This is a genomic window from Sedimentitalea todarodis, assembly GCF_032595355.1.
GTDB classification, from domain to species: Bacteria; Pseudomonadota; Alphaproteobacteria; order Rhodobacterales; family Rhodobacteraceae; genus Sedimentitalea; species Sedimentitalea todarodis.
Genome location: NZ_JASMWN010000001.1, coordinates 343,790 through 361,784 on the forward strand (window position 1 = coordinate 343,790; position 17,995 = coordinate 361,784).

A 17,995-nucleotide genomic window follows, 5' to 3' on the forward strand; every position below is an offset into this window, starting at 1 on the left:
GATGGCGGTCGAGGCCCATCCGGAAAAGTCTGACGCCCACATTCCTGTCCTGCTGCGCCCCCTGCTTGCCGCTGTGTCGCCGGTTGGCGGTATCTGGCTTGACGGAACCTTCGGAGCCGGCGGGTATACACGCGGTTTGCTTGACGCAGGGGCCGACAAGGTCGTCGCGGTTGATCGCGATCCGTTGGCGTTCGACATGGCAAAGGGCTGGGCCGATCAATATGGTGATCGGCTGGTCATGCAATCCGGCGTGTTCTCGCGGATGGACGAATACGCGAGTGCGCTGGACGGCGTCGTGCTTGATCTCGGCGTGTCGTCAATGCAACTCGATCAGGCGGAACGCGGGTTCTCGTTCATGAGAGATGGTCCGCTGGACATGCGGATGTCGCAATCTGGCCCGTCCGCAGCCGATCTTGTCAACGAGGCCGACGAGAGCGTGCTGGCCGACATTCTGTTTCACTATGGTGAAGAGCGCGCGAGCCGACGGATCGCGCGGGCTATCATCCGGGCGCGAACGGATGCGCCGGTCACCACGACGTTGCAACTCGCCGGGATCATCGAATCCTGCCTGCCCCGGCCAAAACCCGGGCAATCGCATCCGGCGACGCGCAGCTTTCAGGCGCTCCGGATCGCGGTCAACGAAGAGTATGACGAACTTTACCAGGGGCTCATGGCCGCCGAACGCGCGCTTAAACCCGGTGGGCAATTGGCCGTGGTCAGCTTTCATTCCATCGAGGACCGGATGGTAAAGCGATTTCTGTCGGCGCGTGCCGGGCAGGGCGGGCGCGCCAATCGCTACGCCCCCGAGACCGAAGAGGCAGCGCCGCAGTTCGCGCTCAAGTCACGCAAGGCCATCGGAGCCGATGAAGAGGAACTTGCCGAAAATCCGCGTGCACGATCGGCAAAACTGCGTGTTGCGATCCGCACGGATGCACCGGCAGGAACGCTCGACGCGCAGACCATTGGAACGCCACAGCTAAGAGGAGGACGCTGATGCGCAGCATCGCATATGTTCTGGCCGCGCTGGCAGTCTTTGGGCTGGCCTTCTGGGCCTATCGTGAAAACTATGCGACGCAGCGTGTGCTGGGTGAAACCCGGCAGTTGCAGCGCGATATCGGCGCGGCGCAGGTCCGGTTGAGTGTGCTGCGTGCGGAATGGGCCTATCTGAACCGTCCTAATCGGCTGCGCGAGCTGGCGGATATCAATTTCGACCGATTGGGCCTTCTGCCTCTGCGCCCGGATCAGTTCGGTCGCGTGGACGAGGTCAGCTATCCGATGGTGGACCTGTTGCCACTGATGAATCCGATCGACATCTCGACGCTTGCCGTGGAGGATCCGCTATGATCCGCACGCCTCTGCGCCCTCTGGCGCGCATCCTGTCGGCCCGCGCCAAGGGCGAAAACCCCGATGCCATCGAGCGCGAGAACATTCGCCGCCGGCACGAGGAGATGCGTGATCGCACCCGGGCCCGCGCCGAAGGGCGTCTGCTGGTTCTCGGCGTGTTCTTTTTCTGCGCCTTTGCCCTGGTCGGCGGGCGCATGGGCCTCTTGGCGACATCCGAAGCCACGGAACCGGTTGCCAATGGCGGCGACACCACCATCGCCACCCAGCGGGCAGATATCGTGGACCGGAAGGGCCGGATTCTGGCGACGAATTTCGAGACACACTCGCTCTACGCGCAACCGCCGTTTCTGATTGATGCAGTGTCCGCTGCCGAGGGGCTGGCCAGGATATTCCCAGATCTCGAGGCCGAGCGACTGCTCAAGGATTTTACCGGGAAACGCAAGTTTGTCTGGGTCAAGAAAAAGATCAGTCCGGAGCAGAAGCAGGCCGTGCATGATCTGGGGGATCCCGGTCTGCTGTTCGGTCCGCGCGAGATGCGCCTCTATCCCAACGGCACGCTGGCTGCGCATATTTTGGGCGGGGCGAGCTTCGGCAAGGAAGGCGTGAACGCTGCCGAGGTCATCGGGGTTGCCGGTGTTGAAAAGGAGTTCGATGACTACCTGCGGGATCCGGCGAATGGTGCGACACCGCTGCAGTTGTCTCTGGACCTGACGGTGCAGGCGGCGGCCGAACGGGTGCTCTACGGTGGCATGAAGCTGATGAACGCGCGTGGCGCAACCTCTGTCCTCATGGATGTGCACACCGGTGAAGTGATCTCGATTGTGTCGTTGCCGGATTTTGATCCCAACGAGCGCCCGCGCCCGCCGACATCCGGGTTTGATCCGTCGGCAAGTCCGCTGTTCAACCGGGCGGTGCAGGGGGTGTATGAACTTGGTTCGACCTTCAAGATTTTCGCCACGGCACAGGCGCTGGACCTGGGGCTGGTCAGCCCTGAAACCATGATTGATATTCGCGGGCCGCTGCGGTGGGGCAAGTTCCGCATCTCAGATTTCCGCAACTATGGCAAAGAGTTGTCTGTCACCAAGATTATCGTGAAATCCTCCAACATCGGCACCGCGCGGCTGGCACAGCAGATCGGTGCGGCGCGTCAGAAGCAGTTCATGGGCGCGCTCGGGATGCTGTCCGCCACCCCGTTCGAAGTTGTCGAGGCCCGTGGGGCGGAACCGCTCTTGCCAAAGAACTGGTCTGAACTGAGCACGATGACCGTGTCCTACGGGCACGGCCTGTCGGTCAGCCCGATGCATCTGGCGGCGGGCTATGCGGCCATTGCCAACGGCGGTTTCTATGTCAAGCCGACGATCCTCCGTCAGGATGGCCCGCAATATGGGCCGCGCGTGTTATCCGATCGGGCGGCGGCGGCCTCGCGGCGCATGTTGCGGCAGGTGGTGACCGACGGCACGGCGAGTTTTGGCGAGGTGCCCGGCTATGGGGTCGCCGGCAAGACCGGGACCGCGGACAAACCCAAGCCACGCGGTGGCTATTACGAGGACAAGGTCATCGCCACCTTTGCGACCATGTTTCCCGTGCAGGATCCGAAATACGTTCTCATCGTGACCTTGGATGAACCGTCCGAGAACTCCGGGAGCAAACCGCGTCGCACCGCCGGGTGGACGGCGGTGCCGGTGGCGGCGGAAATGATCGGTCGGATCGCACCGCTTCTGGGCGTGCGTCCTGACGTTGAACCCGGGCAGTCGGCTGGTATAAGGCTGACCTCGAACTAGCCTTGGGAGCAGGGCCTATGAGTACAGCCGAAACACCACTGGTCAAATCACTGAGCCAACTGGCGCTGACCGCGCGCGGCGGGCATGACCCGCAGATCACCGGCCTTGCGGTGGACAGTCGCGATGTGAAGGACGGATACCTGTTCGCCGCCTTGCCTGGCAGCCGTGTGCACGGCGGCGAGTTCATTCAGTACGCCTTGCGCATGGGCGCTTCGGCGATTCTGACAGACGCTGAAGGCGCCGCACTGGCGGAAACCGAACTGGCCGCGTCCGATGCGGCGTTGGTGGTTACCGAAGACCCCAGACAGGCACTGGCGTTCACCGCCGCATTGTGGTTTGGGGAACAACCCAGGACCATCGTCGCCGTAACGGGCACCAACGGCAAGACCTCGGTCGCGACGTTCGTGCGCCAGATCTGGACCGAGTTGGGACATGCCGCGATCAACCTTGGAACCACCGGGGTCGAAGGGGCATGGTCGGCACCGCTCGCCCATACCACACCCGAGCCGATCACCTTGCAGCGCACCCTGGCCGGCGCAGTGGTGCAGGGGATCACGCACGCCGCAATGGAGGCGTCGAGCCACGGGCTGGAGCAGCGCCGTCTGGACGGGGTGCATCTGACGGCGGCGGGGTTCACCAACTTCACCCAGGACCATCTGGACTATCACGACACGTTCGAAGCCTATTTCGCGGCCAAGGCCGGACTGTTCCGTCGGGTGTTGCCGTCCGAAGGCACGGCGGTCATCAATCTGGACGATGATCGCGGCCCGGAAGTGCGCGCCATCGCCGCCGCACGCGGGCAGCAAATCCTGACCACCGGGCGCGGCCTGGGTGACATCAACCTGCTGTCGCAGCGGTTTGACTCCACCGGACAGGACATCCGGTTCACCTATCGTGACAAACCCCAGCAGATCCGGCTGAACCTGATCGGCGGCTTTCAGGCGCAAAACGTGCTTCTGGCCTGCGGGCTGGCGATTGCCTGCGGGGACGCTGCGGGCGATGTGTTCGAGGTTCTGCCACGGCTCACGACAGTCAGGGGCCGCATGCAACTTGCGGCCACCCGATCCAACGGTGCCACTATTTTCGTCGACTACGCACATACGCCCGACGCGGTTGCGACTGCACTCAAGGCCCTGCGCCCGCATGTGATGGGTCGTCTTGTCGCCATTGTAGGCGCTGGCGGTGACCGGGACGTGACCAAGCGGCCCCTGATGGGGCAGGCGGCAGCAGAGCATGCGGATCTGGTGATCGTGACCGATGACAATCCGCGCAGCGAAGATCCTGCCCTGATCCGCAAGGCGGTTCTCGCTGGCGCACCCGAAGCAACCGAAGTCGGGGATCGGGCCGAGGCGATCCTGCGAGGGATCGATGAACTGGGTCCGGGGGATGCCCTGCTGATCGCGGGCAAGGGCCATGAAACCGGGCAAATCGTCGGGGAAGACGTGCTGCCTTTTGATGACGTGGAACAGGCCAGTGTCGCGGTTGCGGCGCTGGATGGAGGAATTGCATGACGCTATGGACCGCGCGAGCCGCCGCCGAGGCCACGGGCGGGCAGGCCCAGGGTGACTGGGCGGCCAGTGGAGTCTCCATCGATACGCGGACGTTGCAACCCGGCGATCTCTTTGTCGCGCTCAGGGCCGCCCGCGATGGTCACGACTTTGTTGCCCAGGCCCTGGACAAGGGGGCGGCGGCGGCGTTGGTCACCCATGTCCCGGATGGCGTCGCGCCGGACGCGCCTCTTTTGATCGTCGATGATGTGCAGCGCGGTCTTGAGCGGTTGGGTCACGCCGGTCGCGCCCGCACCGGTGCGCGCGTGGTTGCCGTTACCGGCAGCGTCGGCAAGACTTCGACCAAGGAGATGATGGCGCAGATGCTGGCCGATCAGGGTCGCACCCATGCCAGCGTCGCCAGCTACAACAATCATTGGGGCGTGCCGCTTACCCTGGCGCGCATGCCGCGTGACACCGAATTCGCGGTGATCGAGATCGGCATGAACCATCCCGGCGAGATCGAGCCGCTGGCCCGCATGGCGCGCCCGCATGTGGCAATGATCACGACCGTTGCCGCCGTGCATCTGGAAGCCTTCGCCGATGTCGCGGCGATCGCCACGGAAAAGGCCGCGATCCTCGACGGGCTGGAACCGGACGGCACGGCTATTCTGAACACGGATATCGAACAGGCTGATATCTTGCGTGACAAGGCAAGGTCGGTCGGGGCGACGATTGTCGAATTCGGCACCCGTGCAAAAGACTATCACCTGCTGGATGTCACCGTGACAGGTGACAAGACCATCGCCCGTGCAACCGTGCACGGAGAACCATTGCTCTTCAAGATCGCCACCGCCGGGCAGCATTTCGCCATGAATGGCCTTGGTGCTTTGGCCGCGACCACGGCGCTTGGCGCAGATGCTGCATTTGCGGTGCTCAGCCTTGGCAGGTGGAGCCCCTATCGAGGGCGCGGCGTGCGCGAGGTGATCCACATGGATGCCGTCGAACCCGATCATGACCTGATCCTGCTGGATGACGCCTATAACGCCAATCCCACCTCGGTGGCCGCCGCCCTTGAGGTGCTGGCAGGGACAGACAAGGGCAGGGGCCGTCGCATCGCGATATTGGGTGATATGAAGGAACTGGGCCCGCAGGGTGCTGCCATGCACGCTGCGCTGGCTGATTTGCCCGCAATGGCACAGATCGACATGGTTCATTGCATCGGACCCCTCATGGGCAACCTGCACACCGCTTTGCCAACGGCAAAGCGCGGACAGCACGCGCAGGACAGCACAGCACTGCTCGCGATCCTGCGCCGGGTCGTGCACGGCGGTGATGTGGTTCTGGTCAAAGGCTCGCTCAGCATGAAACTGGGCGAGATCGTTGACGCCATCCGCAAAATGGGTCATGGCGAACCGGAATTCGCGACACAAGATAATGAGTAGGGGGCGCTGACATGCTCTATTGGTTGACGGCGCTTTCTGACGGAGGGGATTTTTTCAACCTCTTTCGCTACATCACGTTCCGTGCTGGTGGCGCGTTTCTGACGGCTCTGGTCTTTGGCTTTCTCTTCGGCAAACCGCTGATTGCGGTGTTGCGCAAGCGGCAGGGCAAAGGCCAGCCGATCCGGGATGACGGCCCCGAAGGCCATTTTGTCAAGGCCGGAACCCCGACCATGGGCGGGTTGCTGATCGTTGGCGCGTTGGTCACGGCTACGCTGCTCTGGGCCCGGCTGGACAACCCGTTCGTCTGGCTGGTTCTCTTCGTAACGACAAGCTTTGCGGCGATCGGATTTGCCGATGACTATGCCAAGGTCAGCAAGCAGAACACCTCGGGCGTGCCGAGCAAGCTGCGGCTGGCGCTTGGTATTCTGATCGCAGTGATCGCCGCGTGGTGGGCGACACAGTTTCACCCCGAGAACCTGCAGGGACAACTCGCATTGCCGGTGTTCAAGGATACGCTGATCAACCTTGGTTATTTTTATGTGCCGTTTGGCGTCATTGTCATTGTTGGTGCGGCCAATGCGGTAAACCTGACAGACGGACTCGACGGGCTTGCCATCATGCCGGTGATGATCGCGGCCTCGACCCTTGGCGTCATTGCGTATGCGGTCGGGCGTGTCGACTTTACCGAATATCTCGATGTGCATTACGTGCCTGGCACCGGTGAAATCCTGATCTTCAGCGCGGCTCTCTTTGGCGGCGGGCTTGGCTTTTTGTGGTACAATGCGCCGCCTGCTGCCGTCTTCATGGGCGACACCGGATCCCTCGCTCTGGGCGGGGCGCTCGGGGCGATTGCGGTGGCGACCAAGCACGAACTGGTGCTGGCCATCGTCGGCGGACTGTTCGTCGTCGAGGCCCTCAGCGTGATCATTCAGGTGCTCTACTTCAAGAAAACCGGCAAACGCGTGTTCCTGATGGCGCCGATCCATCACCACTACGAGAAAAAGGGATGGGCAGAACCGACCATCGTCATCCGTTTCTGGATCATCTCGCTGATCCTTGCGATGATCGGACTGGCGACGCTGAAGGTGCGGTAGATCTACATTTGCAGTCCCGGATCGAACCGAGTTGCCACGCTTTGACTGATTTTCATGCAGTCGCACAGGGCGGTTATGGGATATGACGAGGGAATGGCTACAGATTCAGTACTCTATTGGACGGCGATTGGGTCAGGGGCCACTGTGGTTTCGGCCGGTGACTCTCGGCTTGTCGTTTTGCGGGAACGAGGTCGCGCCGGTGCCGAACTGTATGACACAATAAAAAACCGCGACGATCCGCAGAAAGAACGGGCAAAGGCCGGAGCTCGACTGGCTCAGATTGGCACAGAGCGGTGTACCGACTGCATAAGAGAACGCCGGGACGGCGGTGAAGTCGAGCAGGCACAGGAGTCACCATTTCGATGTGCCGCCTCTCAATCCAAAGTGCTCGGTCTCGTGGCCGAACCACTGGCAGCGCCGCAGTTCCCGGACAGTGAAGCCCACGAAGCGGATGCGATCGAGTTGGCGCACCGCCTCGCCCTGAATGAGAGGACGGAGCATCCGATCACAATTGCGGGCAGGACAACCCCGACCGTTTCCCGGCGATCCGTCATGACAGGCCGGGGGGTGCATCTTGTCGCTTGAAAGGCTGATACAGGATCTCGGGCTGCCGGGGATTGTTGTCGGAACCGTGGCCGAGGGCGATACCGTTGCCTTTCTTGGCGGGGTGTTGGCGCATCGCGAGATCTTGCCTTTTTTCGGTGTTGTGCTCGCGGCGGCCCTTGGTGCGATGCTGATCGACAATGTGATGTTCCTTGTCGGGCGGCATGCCGGGCACCGGGTGTTTGTTCAGAAACAGCTGTCGCGCAGGTCCGTCTCTGCCCTGCGGGCACGGATAGAAGGACATCCGGTCACGACAATCCTCGGGTTCCGATTTATCTACGGCATGAAGACCGTCGGCGCGATCCTGATCGGTATGACTCCCGTTTCCTGGCTGCGTTTTGTGCTGCTCGATCTCGCCGCGGCACTGCTTTGGGCCTCGGTCTTTTGCGGTCTGGGCTTTGGCGTGGGCGGGACGATCCGGTCGGTTCTGGGGCATCTGGATTTGCACTTGCACCTCGGGCTTGCTGCGGCGATTTTTCTGTGCGGAGTCCTGGTGATTTGGCTGGGGCTGCGATGGCGCAGCAGGCACAAGGGAGAGCCTCGATGATCCCAGTTACGGGTATGACCGATCGACAGGTTGCGGTTCTGGGCTTGGGGCGCTCGGGTCTGAGTGCCGCGCGGGCCTTGCAGGCCGGGGGTGCGCATCCGGTCTGCTGGGACGACAACCCGGCGGCGCGGGCGACGGCCGAGGCCGAAGGCTTCTCCTGTCGCGATCTGACAGAGGGCGGGGCGTTTGACGAGGTGGCGGCGCTGATCGTCAGCCCCGGCATTCCGCATCTCTACCCGACGCCCAACCCGGTCGTGGCTGCGGCCCTGCGGGCCGGTGTGCCCGTGGACAATGACATCGGGCTGTTCTTCCGATCTTTTGCGACGGGGGACTGGGACAATTTCGATACCGCGCCGCGCGTGATCGCGGTGACCGGATCGAACGGCAAATCCACCACCGCCGCGCTGATCCATCACATCCTGACCGACGTTGGTCGCCCGGCACAATTGGCCGGCAACATCGGGCGCGGCGTGCTGGACATTGATCCGGCTATCGATGGCGAGGTGGTGGTGCTGGAACTCAGCAGCTACCAGACCGAACTGGCCCGCTCGTTGACACCCGACATCGCGGTGTTCACCAACCTTTCGCCCGATCATCTGGACCGGCATGCCGGGATCGGCGGCTATTTCGCTGCCAAGCGTCGCCTGTTTGCCGAAGGTGGACCAGATCGCGCGATTGTGGGCGTCGATGAGATCGAGGGCCAGTTTCTGGCCGGACAGCTTTCGGAAGGTGCTGCGGATGACCGGGTGATCCGGGTCTCGGTTTCGCAAAAACTGGACGGTCCGGGTTGGCAGGTGTTTGCCCGCAAGGGGTTCCTCGCTGAGTATCGCAAGGGGCGTCAGGCCGGATCCATTGATCTGCGCCAGATCACCGGGCTGCCCGGGGCGCATAATCACCAGAATGCCTGTGCGGCCTATGCCGCCTGCCGCGCCCTGGGGCTGGCGCCGCGGGTGATCGAACAGGCGCTGCGCAGCTATCCGGGCCTGCCTCATCGCAGCCAGATCATCGCGGTTGCAGAAGGCGTGACCTATGTGAACGACAGCAAGGCCACCAATGTGGACAGCGCCGCCAAGGCGCTGAGCGCGTTTTCCCGCATCCGCTGGATCTGTGGCGGGCTTGAGAAAGAGGGTGGGCTTGCGCAGTTGAACGCGGCCAGTGATGCCGTCGCCAAGGCCTATGTCATCGGACGCGAGGCGGCGAATTTTGCAATGCAACTCGACGTGGAAACCGAAATTTGCACGACCATGGCCGAGGCCGTGGCGCGCGCGATGGCCGATGCAGAGCCGGGCGATACGGTCCTTTTGGCCCCGGCTGCCGCAAGTTTTGACCAATATGACAATTTTGAACAGCGAGGCGAGGATTTCACTGCCGAAGTCCGCGCTCGGCTGGCCGGGTAAAGGGGCGCTGCCCCCTCCGGTGAAAATCGCTGATTTTCACCGTTCGCCCCCGGAGTACTCCTGCAAAGATGAAGGGCGGGGTCAGGACCGGCAGGCAATGGCCTTGCCTGCGGCATATCCGGACGACCAGGCCCATTGGAAATTATAGCCGCCGAGCCAGCCCGTGACATCGACCGCCTCGCCAATCGCATAGAGCCCCTCGACCGTGTGTGCCTGCATGCTCTTTGAAGACAAGGCGGCGGTGTCGATTCCGCCCAGCGTCACTTCGGCGGTGCGGTAGCCTTCGCTGCCCGACGGGGTGAGATGCCAGTCAGACAGCGCGGCGACGAGCGCGGTCAGGGCCTTGTCGGACTGGTCACCGAGACGCCCGGACAGGGGCAGTCTGGCCGACAGATGATGCACGAGCCGTGCGGGAAGATGGCGGGACAGTTCCGTGTTGAGTTGGCGACGGCCGTCACTCTGGCGGCGCGCGCGCAAGGCTTCCAGCAGCGGGACGTCGGGGATCAGGTTCACGGCGATCTCTTCGCCCTCGCGCCAATAGGACGACAGTTGCAACACTGCGGGTCCGGAAATGCCACGATGGGTGAACAGCATGGCCTCGTCGAATCCGGCCCGGTCATTGGACAGGCGCACCGGCAGCGAGACCCCGGAAAGATCGGCAAATCGACCCTCCGGAAATGTCAGCGGCACCAGCGCCGGACGGGTTTGCGCCACCGGCAGGTCAAACTGTGCCGCGATGTCATAGGCCAGACCGGTTGCGCCCATTTTGGGAATGGACTTGCCGCCCGTGGCGAGCACCAGATTGCGGCACCGCACAACCTCCCGCGCACCGTCGCGATCCAACTCGACCGTATAGCCTGCATCGGTCTTGCGCAGGTCTTTGATACTGGTGTGCAGCCAGAGCGTGGCCCCGGCACGATCAAGCTCGGTCAGCAGCATCGCGATGATCTGCTTGGCGGAACCGTCGCAAAACAGCTGTCCCAGCGTTTTCTCGTGCCATGCGATGCCATGGCGTTCTACGAGATCAATGAAATCCCACTGGGTGTACCGCGCCAGCGCGGATTTTGCGAAATGTTCGTTCGCGGAGATAAAATTGGCAGGCCCTGCATGGAGGTTGGTGAAATTGCAGCGCCCGCCTCCGGAAATGCGGATTTTCTCTCCCGGCGCGCGCGCATGATCAATGAGCAGAACGCCCGGTCCCGCATGCGCCGCACACATCAGACCGGCGGCGCCGGCGCCCAGAATGAGGGTTTCAAACTCCATCCTTGCCGGTTGGCGCGGATTGCCGCCAAAAGCAAGAGGAAGAGGCTGGTCTGACGTCCGATTATGCTGTAGCTTTGCCGCAGAGATCCCGAAAAGGGGCGGACAGAGGCAGAAACGGCGGTAATCCATGACCGAAATGGTGTATGGCGCGGTCCCCGAGCGGGGCGGCGATCCTATTCTTCCAAAATGGTGGCGGACCATCGACAAATGGTCGATGTCCTGCGTGCTGATCCTGTTTGTGATCGGCCTGTTGCTGGGGCTTGCGGCCTCGCCCCCATTGGCGGCGCGAAACGGGTTCGAGCCGTTTCATTATGTGTCCCGGCAAGCGGTGTTTGGCATCCTGGCACTGATTGCCATGTTGCTGACCTCGATGATGTCACCGACCCTGGTGCGGCGCCTGGCGGTGCTGGGGTTTCTTGCGGCCTTTGTCGGCCTGGCCATGCTGCCGTTCCTGGGAACCGATTTCGGCAAGGGCGCGGTGCGCTGGTACAGCCTCGGTTTCGCCAGTATTCAGCCCTCCGAATTTCTCAAGCCCGGCTTCATCGTTGTCGGTGCCTGGATGCTGGCCGCCAGCCAGCAGATCAACGGGCCACCGGGCACGGCATGGTCGTTTTCGCTCTGCGTGGCCATCGTTCTGATGCTGGCCCTGCAACCTGACTTCGGACAGGCCTGCCTGGTTCTGTTCGGCTGGGGGGTGATGTATTTCGTGGCGGGTGCCCCCATGATCCTGTTGGTCGGAATGGCGGGGCTGGTCATTCTGGGCGGCACCCTGGCCTATTCCAAGTCCGAACATTTCGCCCGCCGTATCGATGGCTTTCTGAACCCGGACGTGGATCCGACAACGCAACTTGGCTATGCGACGAATGCAATCCGCGAGGGCGGGCTGTTCGGGGTCGGTGTTGGCGAGGGACAGGTGAAATGGTCGCTGCCTGACGCCCATACGGATTTCATCGTCGCCGTTGCGGCAGAGGAATACGGACTGGTGTTGGTTCTGATCATCATCGCGCTCTACGCCAGCATCGTGGTGCGTTCCTTGCTTCGCCTGATGCGGGAACGTGATCCGTTCATCCGGCTGGCTGGAACCGGGCTTGCCTGTGTCTTTGGTGTGCAGGCGATGATCAACATGGGCGTGGCCGTGCGGCTGTTGCCGGCCAAGGGCATGACGCTGCCCTTTGTCAGCTATGGTGGCTCGTCGCTGATCGCCGGCGGCATCGCGGTTGGAATGCTGCTGGCCTTTACCCGAACCCGGCCACAGGGCGAAATTGCCGACCTGCTGCGAGGGCGCGGCAGATGAGCCAGCCGCTCTTGATGATGGCGGCGGGCGGTACGGGTGGCCACATGTTTCCCGCGCAGGCGCTGGCCGAAGCGATGCTTGAGCGGGGTTGGCGGGTCAGGCTGTCCACCGATGCGCGCGGCGCGCGATATACGGGCGGCTTTCCCCATTCGACCGAGATTACCGAAGTGACCAGTGCCACATTCGCGCGCGGCGGTCTTGCGGCCAAGGCCATGGTCGCGCCCCGGATCGCGTCGGGCGTGATGGGCGCGATGTTGCAGATGCGCCGCGACCGACCGGATGTCGTGATCGGCTTTGGCGGCTATCCGACGATCCCGGCACTCGGTGCGGCCGTCCTGTTGAAGCTGCCCCGCATGATCCACGAACAGAACGGTGTTCTGGGTCGCGTCAACCAGTTGTTCTCGACCCGCGTCGCCTGTGTCGGGTGCGGCGTCTGGCCCACTGACCTGCCCAAGGGGGCCGAGGGCATCCACGTGGGCAACCCGGTGCGGGCCGCCGTGCTGGACAGGGCCGGGGCCTCCTATATCCCACCGGGCGACTATCCCATGTCGCTTCTGGTGATGGGGGGCAGCCAGGGCGCGCGTATCCTTTCGGATATGGTGCCTGACGCCATCGTCGCCCTGCCAGAGCCGATCCGCAAACACCTGCGTGTCAGCCATCAGGCCCGCCCCGAAGATATCGATCGCGTCACCGCGCGCTATGCAGCCAACGGCATCGACGCCGATGTGCAGCCTTTCTTTCAGGATGTACCCCGCCGGATGAGCGAGGCGCAGCTGGTCATCAGCCGTGCCGGGGCGTCCTCAATCGCCGATCTCACCGTAATCGGACGGCCCTCGATCCTGATCCCCTTCGCCGCCGCGGCCGGGGACCACCAGACCGCCAACGCGCGCGGGCTGGTCGAGGCAGGTGCCGCGATCCTGATCCCGGAACGGGCTCTCGCGGTTGCCAGCCTGTCAGAGCAAATGGCGGCGATTCTGGAGAACCCCGTCGCGGCACAGCGCATGAGCGCGGCGGCGATGTCCGTGGGCGCACCGAACGCGACAGAGCGTCTTGTTGCGCTCGTGACTGAATTGGCACAAAGGACGGATTAGACCCATGATGGATGGAAGCCCGGTTATGAACGCAGCCACCAAACTCCCTCTCGATATCGGGCCGATTCACTTTGTCGGCATCGGCGGCATCGGCATGTCGGGCATTGCCGAGGTTCTTCTGAACCACGGTTACCGGGTGCAGGGGTCCGATCTCAAGGCCTCCAAAATCACCGACCGTCTGGCGCACCTCGGTGCCGAGGTCAGCATTGGCCAGAACGCGGAAAATCTGGGCGAGGCCGAGGTGGTTGTGATCTCCTCTGCGATCAAGCCGGGCAACGCCGAACTGGACGAGGCGCGCCAGCGCGGATTGCCTGTCGTGCGCCGGGCCGAGATGCTGGCCGAACTGATGCGCCTGAAATCCAACATCGCGGTGGCCGGAACCCACGGCAAGACGACAACCACCACAATGATGGCCGAACTGATGGTGGCCGGGCATTTTGATCCGACAGTGATCAATGGCGGCATCATCCACGCCTATGGCTCCAATGCCCGCATGGGGCAGGGGGAATGGATGGTCGTCGAGGCGGACGAATCCGACGGGACCTTTAACCGGCTGCCTGCAACCATCGCCATCGTCACCAATATCGACCCGGAACATATGGAACACTGGGGCGATTTTGACAGGCTGCGCGACGGGTTCCACGAATTCGTCTCCAATATTCCGTTCTACGGCGTCGCCGTGTGCTGTACCGACCATCCCGAAGTGCAGGCACTGGTCGGCCGGATCACCGACCGTCGAGTCGTGACCTACGGGTTCAACGCGCAGGCCGATGTGCGTGCCGCGAACCTGACCTACAAGGCCGGTGTCGCCCATTTCGACATTCAACTGCAAGCCGAGGACAAGGTGATCGAGGGCTGTACCTTGCCGATGCCGGGCGATCACAACGTGTCAAACGCGCTGTCGGCAGTCGCGGTTGCCCGCCATCTGGGCATGAAGACCGATGAAATCCGCGATGCGCTGGCCGCATTTGGCGGCGTCAATCGGCGCTTTACCAAGGTGGGTGAAGTCGATGGTGTCACAATCATCGACGACTACGGCCACCACCCGGTGGAAATCACCGCCGTGCTCAAGGCTGCGCGTCAGGCGACCGAGGGTCGCGTGATCGCCGTGCACCAGCCGCACCGCTACAGCCGCCTGCATGATCTGTTCGACGATTTCTGTGCCTGTTTCAACGACGCTGATGTTGTGGCCATCGCCGAGGTCTTTGCCGCCGGTGAAGATCCGATCGAGGGTGCCAGCCGCGACGATCTGGTGGCCGGGCTCATTCGCCACGGCCATCGTCACGCCCGTGCGCTGATCGACGAGGACGATCTGGTTCGGATGGTTCGCGAACAGGCGCGGCCGGGCGACATGGTGGTCTGTCTCGGTGCCGGTACAATCAGCGCTTGGGCAAACAACTTGCCGGATCGCCTGCAAGGGTAGCCGTGGCTGAAAACAGACCTGCGGAGAGTGGAGTTTTGGCCAAAGCGGGATTGCATTTTGGAAGCGGGGATTGCAATAGCAACCCAGTTTTCTGTCGAAGGACTGGCCGCAGGCCCGGGGCGGCAATCGGTGATGACACTGAGGATCTGAATATGCCACTGTCCCTGATCCTTGCCGCCCTATGGGCGCTGATCGCAAATGTTCTGGCGCTGCTGCCAAGCCGTGATCACCATTGGCGCAGGGCCTACGCCCTGATTGCCTGCGGTATCCCGATTCTCGGCTATGTCACCTATGAGACCGGCCCCTGGGTCGGTTTGGCGGTGCTGGTGGCGGGCATGTCTGTGCTGCGCTGGCCGGTGATATACATGACTCGCTGGGCACGGCGAAAATCAGCGACATTGCGTGATCATGGTTGATCTGTCCTATGCCAGCGTGCGCGGGCGGCTGACCGCCGACCGTGAACTTTCCGACCTCACCTGGCTGCGGGTCGGCGGACCGGCGGACTGGCTGTTTCAGCCTGCGGACTTGAGCGATCTTGCCGGTTTTCTTGCATGGCTCGATCCTGACGTTCCGGTGTTCCCGATGGGGGTCGGATCAAACCTCATCGTGCGCGACGGGGGCATTCGCGCCGTGGTGATCCGGCTGGGGCGCGGGTTCAATGGCATCGAGATCGACGGCACGAGGGTTACGGCAGGGGCGGCGGCGCTGGATGCGCATGTAGCGCGCAAGGCGGCGGACGCCGGACTCGACCTGACATTCCTGCGCACCATCCCCGGCAGCATCGGTGGCGCCGTGCGGATGAACGCGGGCTGCTATGGCAGCTACACCGCCGATCATCTGATCTCGGCCCGCGCGGTCCTGCGCGACGGAACAATCGCCACACTGACCCCCGAAGACCTCAAACCGCGCTATCGTCAGACCGACCTGCCCGAGGGTGCGGTGCTGATCGATGCAACCTTTCGGGCCGCCCATGGAGACCCTGCGGACCTGCACGCGCGCATGGCGGAACAGGTGAGAAAGCGAGACGAGACGCAGCCGACCAAGGACCGTAGCGCGGGATCGACCTTTCGCAACCCGGCTGGCTATTCCAGCACCGGGCAGTCCGATGATGTGCACGATCTCAAGGCCTGGAAAGTCATCGACGATGCAGGATTGCGCGGCGCGCGGCGCGGCGGCGCGCAGATGAGCGGGAAGCACCCGAATTTTCTGATCAATTCCGGCGGCGCGACAGCGGCGGATCTCGAGGGATTGGGCGAAGACGTGCGAAAAAAGGTTTACGATTCGAGCGGTATCACGCTAGAGTGGGAAATCATGCGGGTCGGAGATCCTGCAGATACATAAAGACCCCGAACACACCCGAACAGGCAAAAATCCGGGTGCGAGATAAACGGGTAAAATGAGAAACACCGGCCGCAAAAGGTACGGGAATTTGAGGCGCTAGTCGTGGGTCAGTCGAGCAGGACACCCCGAACAGTTGCGGTATTGATGGGCGGACCCTCGGCTGAACGCGAGGTATCGCTGTCCACCGGGCGCGAATGCGCAACCGCTCTGCGGGACGAAGGATTTGAAGTGACAGAACTGGACGCGGGTCCGGACCTGTGTGATCGCCTGCGCGAGATTTCTCCGGACGTCGTATTCAATGCTCTGCACGGTCGCTGGGGCGAAGATGGCTGTGTGCAGGGGCTGCTGGAATGGCTGGGGCTGCCCTATACCCATTCAGGCGTGCTGGCCTCGGCGCTGGCGATGGACAAGCAACGCAGCAAGGATGTCTTTCGCGCCGTCGGATTGCCCGTGGTCGAGAGCCTGATCTGCGCGCGCGAAGAGGCGCGCGCGCGTCATGTGATGCCCCCCCCCTACGTCGTCAAACCCAACAATGAAGGCTCTTCTGTCGGCGTCTACCTTGTGCACGAGGTGGCCAACGGCCCGCCGCAGCTGTCGGATGACATGCCTGGGCAGGTCATGGTGGAAGCGTTTGCGCCGGGGCGCGAACTGACCACAACAGTGATGGGTGACAAGGCCCTGACCGTGACCGATATCCTGACCGACGGCTGGTACGACTACGACGCCAAGTACAAGCCCGGCGGCTCGCGCCACGTGGTGCCCGCCGACATCCCCGCCGATATTTTCGATCTCTGCATGACCTACGCCCTGCGTGCGCATGAGGCACTTGGCTGCAGGGGACTCAGCCGTACCGACTTCCGTTGGGACGAGAAATGCGGCGTGGACGGGCTGATCCTGCTGGAGACCAACACGCAGCCGGGCATGACACCAACGTCGCTCAGCCCGGAACAGGCCGAGAAAACGGGGATCGGCTTTGGTCCGTTGTGTCGCTGGTTGGTCGAGGACGCATCATGCAACCGGTAGCTCCTGCGCCTCGCGATCCCGCCCCCTCGCGCCTGCGCTACCGGATGCAGCGCTGGATGCTGACGCCGGGCATTCGCACCGCCTTGCGCATTGGCATTCCCCTGATGATCGTCGTCGGGGCCACCGGTGGGCTTCTGTCTGATCAGGGCCGCCGCGACGCAATGATGCTCAAGATCAGCGAATTGCGCGCCAGCATCGAGGAGCGGCCGGAGTTCATGGTCGGGCTGATGGCGATCGACGGAGCGTCGCCCGGCCTGTCCGACGATATCCGCGAGGCGGTGCCGCTTGATTTTCCGGTCAGTTCGTTTGATCTGAAACTCGAACAGATCCGCATGGATATCGCCGAGCTTGACCCGGTCAAGAGCGCAAGCGTGCGTATTCGCCCCGGTGGGGTGCTTCAGGTCGATGTGATCGCGCGCAAACCTGCGATTATCTGGCGGACTCGCGACGGGATCGAACTGCTCGACCGGACGGGCGCGCATATCGATGTGATCGCCAGCCGTCTGGAACGTCCTGAACTGGCCGTGATCGCTGGCGACGGCGCTGATGCCGTTGTTCCCGAAGCGCTGGCGCTGATCCAGGCAGCAGCGCCACTGGGCGACCGGCTGCGCGGGTTGGTCCGGGTGGGCGAACGTCGCTGGGACGTGGTGTTGGACCGCAACCAGCGCATCCTGCTGCCGCCTGATCGCCCGGTGCGGGCGCTGGAACGGGTGATCGCGTTGAGCGAGGCGCAGGACATGCTGGAACGCGATGTCGCCGTGGTCGATCTGCGGCTTGCGGCGCGACCGACCCTCAGAATGACATCGGACGCCGTCGAGAACTGGTGGCGCATTCGGGAAATCAACGGAAGCGGGCAGTAACC

General features: G+C 63.0%; 16 protein-coding genes. 15 read left to right on the top strand and 1 reads right to left on the bottom strand.

The window, feature by feature from the left end:
* The first annotated feature begins 1 nt into the window (after position 1).
* From rsmH to murD, 8 genes are all read left to right on the top strand, one after another.
* The gene (gene rsmH / locus QO231_RS01655; RefSeq protein ID WP_316772542.1) at positions 2–994 is read left to right on the top strand and encodes a 16S rRNA (cytosine(1402)-N(4))-methyltransferase RsmH; all 993 of its coding nucleotides are present in this window, start codon (positions 2–4) and stop codon (positions 992–994) included.
* Positions 994–1,344, top strand: coding sequence for a cell division protein FtsL (gene ftsL / locus QO231_RS01660; RefSeq protein ID WP_316772544.1), 351 nt, complete (start codon positions 994–996; stop codon positions 1,342–1,344). The genes rsmH and ftsL overlap by 1 nt, the downstream gene beginning before the upstream one ends.
* A complete protein-coding gene (locus tag QO231_RS01665) occupies positions 1,341–3,125 on the top strand; it encodes a peptidoglycan D,D-transpeptidase FtsI family protein (protein WP_316772546.1) in 1,785 nt (594 codons plus the stop codon). Before ftsL ends, QO231_RS01665 begins: the two co-directional genes overlap by 4 nt.
* A gap of 17 nt (positions 3,126–3,142) precedes the next feature.
* On the top strand, positions 3,143–4,636 hold the full coding sequence (locus tag QO231_RS01670; RefSeq protein WP_316772549.1) for a UDP-N-acetylmuramoyl-L-alanyl-D-glutamate--2,6-diaminopimelate ligase: 1,494 nt from the start codon (positions 3,143–3,145) through the stop codon (positions 4,634–4,636).
* Positions 4,633–6,057 (top strand): UDP-N-acetylmuramoyl-tripeptide--D-alanyl-D-alanine ligase, encoded by a 1,425-nt coding sequence (locus QO231_RS01675; protein ID WP_316772552.1) that lies wholly within the window; start codon positions 4,633–4,635, stop codon positions 6,055–6,057. Before QO231_RS01670 ends, QO231_RS01675 begins: the two co-directional genes overlap by 4 nt.
* Before the next feature lie 11 nt (positions 6,058–6,068).
* Entirely contained in the window at positions 6,069–7,151 is a 1,083-nt protein-coding gene (gene mraY / locus QO231_RS01680) for a phospho-N-acetylmuramoyl-pentapeptide-transferase (protein WP_316772555.1), read from the top strand.
* 574 nt (positions 7,152–7,725) lie between these two features.
* Entirely contained in the window at positions 7,726–8,301 is a 576-nt protein-coding gene (locus tag QO231_RS01685; protein ID WP_316772557.1) for a DedA family protein, read from the top strand.
* A complete protein-coding gene (gene murD / locus QO231_RS01690; protein ID WP_316772560.1) occupies positions 8,298–9,698 on the top strand; it encodes a UDP-N-acetylmuramoyl-L-alanine--D-glutamate ligase in 1,401 nt (466 codons plus the stop codon). Before QO231_RS01685 ends, murD begins: the two co-directional genes overlap by 4 nt.
* 81 nt (positions 9,699–9,779) lie before the next feature.
* Here the strand turns inward: murD and QO231_RS01695 are convergent, their stop codons facing one another.
* Entirely contained in the window at positions 9,780–10,961 is a 1,182-nt protein-coding gene (locus QO231_RS01695) for a BaiN/RdsA family NAD(P)/FAD-dependent oxidoreductase (protein WP_316772563.1), read from the bottom strand.
* Positions 10,962–11,088: 127 nt separating this feature from the next.
* On the opposite strand from QO231_RS01695, the gene ftsW reads away from it, so the two are divergent.
* The 7 genes from ftsW to QO231_RS01730 all read left to right on the top strand — a co-directional run bounded on the left by ftsW (position 11,089) and on the right by QO231_RS01730 (position 17,993).
* A complete protein-coding gene (gene ftsW, locus QO231_RS01700) occupies positions 11,089–12,255 on the top strand; it encodes a putative lipid II flippase FtsW (RefSeq protein ID WP_316772565.1) in 1,167 nt (388 codons plus the stop codon).
* On the top strand, positions 12,252–13,346 hold the full coding sequence (locus QO231_RS01705; protein WP_316772567.1) for a UDP-N-acetylglucosamine--N-acetylmuramyl-(pentapeptide) pyrophosphoryl-undecaprenol N-acetylglucosamine transferase: 1,095 nt from the start codon (positions 12,252–12,254) through the stop codon (positions 13,344–13,346). The genes ftsW and QO231_RS01705 overlap by 4 nt, the downstream gene beginning before the upstream one ends.
* Before the next feature lie 25 nt (positions 13,347–13,371).
* Entirely contained in the window at positions 13,372–14,769 is a 1,398-nt protein-coding gene (gene murC, locus QO231_RS01710) for a UDP-N-acetylmuramate--L-alanine ligase (RefSeq protein WP_316773063.1), read from the top strand.
* Positions 14,770–14,921: 152 nt separating this feature from the next.
* Positions 14,922–15,185 (top strand): DUF2484 family protein, encoded by a 264-nt coding sequence (locus QO231_RS01715; RefSeq protein WP_316772568.1) that lies wholly within the window; start codon positions 14,922–14,924, stop codon positions 15,183–15,185.
* Entirely contained in the window at positions 15,178–16,110 is a 933-nt protein-coding gene (gene murB, locus QO231_RS01720) for a UDP-N-acetylmuramate dehydrogenase (protein WP_316773066.1), read from the top strand. Before QO231_RS01715 ends, murB begins: the two co-directional genes overlap by 8 nt.
* Positions 16,111–16,254: 144 nt before the next feature.
* Positions 16,255–17,133 (top strand): D-alanine--D-alanine ligase, encoded by an 879-nt coding sequence (locus tag QO231_RS01725; protein ID WP_316772569.1) that lies wholly within the window; start codon positions 16,255–16,257, stop codon positions 17,131–17,133.
* Entirely contained in the window at positions 17,121–17,993 is an 873-nt protein-coding gene (locus QO231_RS01730; protein ID WP_316772571.1) for a cell division protein FtsQ/DivIB, read from the top strand. Before QO231_RS01725 ends, QO231_RS01730 begins: the two co-directional genes overlap by 13 nt.
* Positions 17,994–17,995: the final 2 nt, after the last annotated feature.